The organism is Grylomicrobium aquisgranense, assembly GCF_033971865.1.
In the GTDB taxonomy this organism is placed as follows: Bacteria; Bacillota_I; Bacilli_A; order Erysipelotrichales; family Erysipelotrichaceae; genus Bulleidia; species Bulleidia massiliensis.
Genome location: NZ_JALBUR010000073.1, coordinates 1 through 1,999 on the forward strand (window position 1 = coordinate 1; position 1,999 = coordinate 1,999).

A 1,999-nucleotide genomic window follows, 5' to 3' on the forward strand; every position below is an offset into this window, starting at 1 on the left:
ATCATGTAAAGGCCTTCCTTTCTTGGATGAGGCAACTTCCCCCATCTTTTTTATTAAGCCAATAACAAGTATGCGGGATGATCCTCGAACACACAAGTTAATGGAGGGCTTTTACATATTGTCTAAGGAAAGCTCGTATGGCTACCAATCAGGCAAATGCAAGAGCAGGTTATGCAGCGGCAGTAGCGGAATATATCTCCATGGGTGCGCCGCAGCCGGCAGATAAATGGGCTTTCACTTATGATGTCACAACAGGTAAGGTCATAGCGTATGAAAATTATACGACAAATAAAACAATACCGAGTGGCGGCTTGGGCGCCTATATTCATATTGGTACGCCAAGTTTTGAAAGCTGGCCTGATTATCCGAGTGACACGAAAGATATAGAATCCTTTTATCGTCAAATCATGAAGAGATGGTCGTTTGTATTAAATAGTGACGGAAGTATTAAATTCATTTATTATTCACAGGTTCGGTAATAAATTCCGCGCTATGGAGCTTTATTGGTCTCAATAAAATGTTACACGAGGGGAGTGATGCGCACTGTGAAGAGAGAATTGAATAAGGGCTTCACCCTTGCAGAGCTCCTGATCGTGGTCGCCATCATCGGAGTCCTCGTTGCAATATCCATCCCTATCTTTACCTCACAACTTGGAAAAGCGAGAGTTGCAGTAAACCAGGCAAATGCGAGAGCGGGAGAGGCTGCGGCGTATGCTGCATATCTCGAGGATCCTTCTTACGATATTATTGCGTATGATATACGCTCTGGTAAGGTTGCAAAGTCGAGAAGTACTGGCGCGAATATAGAGAAAGATCTAAATATTAATGGCACTTATAGTCCTGAATATAATATAGTTCCCACTGATATTTCATCATGGAATGTTCATACTGCGTTGACAAAAAATGATGCTTATAAGTTTGGAGACTATTATTTCTACCGATACATTTATACATTCGATAATAATGGATCCATCACAAAGATCCAGGCGAATGATAATTATAAAAGCACAAAAGTATCACCTCCATACTGATAGCATATTGCGGTGATGAAGCACTGAGCATAATAATTCGAAAGGAGTGATGCTCTATGAAAAAGAATAAGAAGGGTTTTACATTAGCGGAGCTCCTGATCGTGGTCGCCATAATCGGAGTACTTGTTGCAATATCCATCCCGATCTTTACCGTCCAACTCAAGAAAGCTCGTTTTGCTGTGAACCAATCAAATGCACGCTCTGCGATGTCAGCAGCGATCACCTGCTTTCTGGAAACGCCGGATGATGTCAAAGAAACGACAACGGCGGATCGTAATCAGCATATGTATTTCAGATATGATACAAAAACGGGACAGTGCACATATGTGGGCTGGGGCAATAAAAGTCCGAACAATAAGAACAATTTTACTTATAAGGATTTTGCTAATGTTGGCTATTTACAAGGCGGAGGAAAAGGAGAAACTGATATATCTAAGTGGAATATGGATACCAAGAGTAAACTTAGTGGCGGCACAATGTCAAATACAGTCCTCACCGACCGCACTTACCGCTATTGGGATGTTGCTATGCAGGGAGATGGAACATTCCTCGCAATTGTGTGCTTATGGTAATGAAAGGCAGGTGATCACATATGAAGGAAAACCAGAATAATAAAGGCTTCACCCTTGCAGAGCTCCTGATCGTGGTCGCCATCATTGGAGTACTTGTTGCAATATCCATACCGATCTTCAATAATCAGCTGTTATGTAAAAGCCAATGTCAAGTGTTAGTTTCAGACTGATTCAATATCTTTTTTCTGCTTTTGAAGGCATGAGGAAAGAGTCTCGAATTTTCAACAGTTCGCGGTATTTAGCCATTCTGTTATACGTGTATCAGGGAAAAATGCTCTCCCACCCCACAGGCCAATGGTTTCGCCGCCAGCTCTGCTGTCTAAAATCGTGGATCACCATGAAACAGCGCCATCATAGAATCATCGCAGATAGCTGAACCATCCAGTTCAAATCCGG

The 1,999-nt window shown here is 42.2% G+C and carries 4 protein-coding genes; all 4 read left to right on the forward strand.

What is annotated here, in order from left to right:
- Nucleotides 1-137 precede the first annotated feature (137 nt).
- Nucleotides 138-479, forward strand: coding sequence for a hypothetical protein (locus MOZ60_RS11450; RefSeq protein WP_370596781.1), 342 nt, complete (start codon nt 138-140; stop codon nt 477-479).
- Between the two features lie 66 nt (nt 480-545).
- The gene (locus tag MOZ60_RS11455) at nt 546-1,031 is read left to right on the forward strand and encodes a type IV pilin protein (RefSeq protein ID WP_370596782.1); all 486 of its coding nucleotides are present in this window, start codon (nt 546-548) and stop codon (nt 1,029-1,031) included.
- A gap of 56 nt (nt 1,032-1,087) precedes the next feature.
- A complete protein-coding gene (locus tag MOZ60_RS11460) occupies nt 1,088-1,603 on the forward strand; it encodes a pilin (protein WP_370596783.1) in 516 nt (171 codons plus the stop codon).
- A 20-nt stretch (nt 1,604-1,623) separates the two neighbouring features.
- Nucleotides 1,624-1,773 carry a type IV pilin protein gene (locus MOZ60_RS11605; RefSeq protein WP_371832669.1) on the forward strand — a complete coding sequence of 50 codons (150 nt, stop codon included), beginning with the start codon at nt 1,624-1,626 and terminating at the stop codon, nt 1,771-1,773.
- Nucleotides 1,774-1,999: the final 226 nt, after the last annotated feature.

What these genes read in the sequence shown, in the direction of transcription:
- MOZ60_RS11450 (WP_370596781.1), top strand. Translation starts at nt 138, where the DNA reads ATGGCTACCAATCAGGCAAATGCAAGAGCAGGTTATGCAGCGGCAGTA.
- MOZ60_RS11460 (WP_370596783.1), top strand. Translation starts at nt 1,088, where the DNA reads ATGAAAAAGAATAAGAAGGGTTTTACATTAGCGGAGCTCCTGATCGTG.
- MOZ60_RS11605 (WP_371832669.1), top strand. Translation starts at nt 1,624, where the DNA reads ATGAAGGAAAACCAGAATAATAAAGGCTTCACCCTTGCAGAGCTCCTG.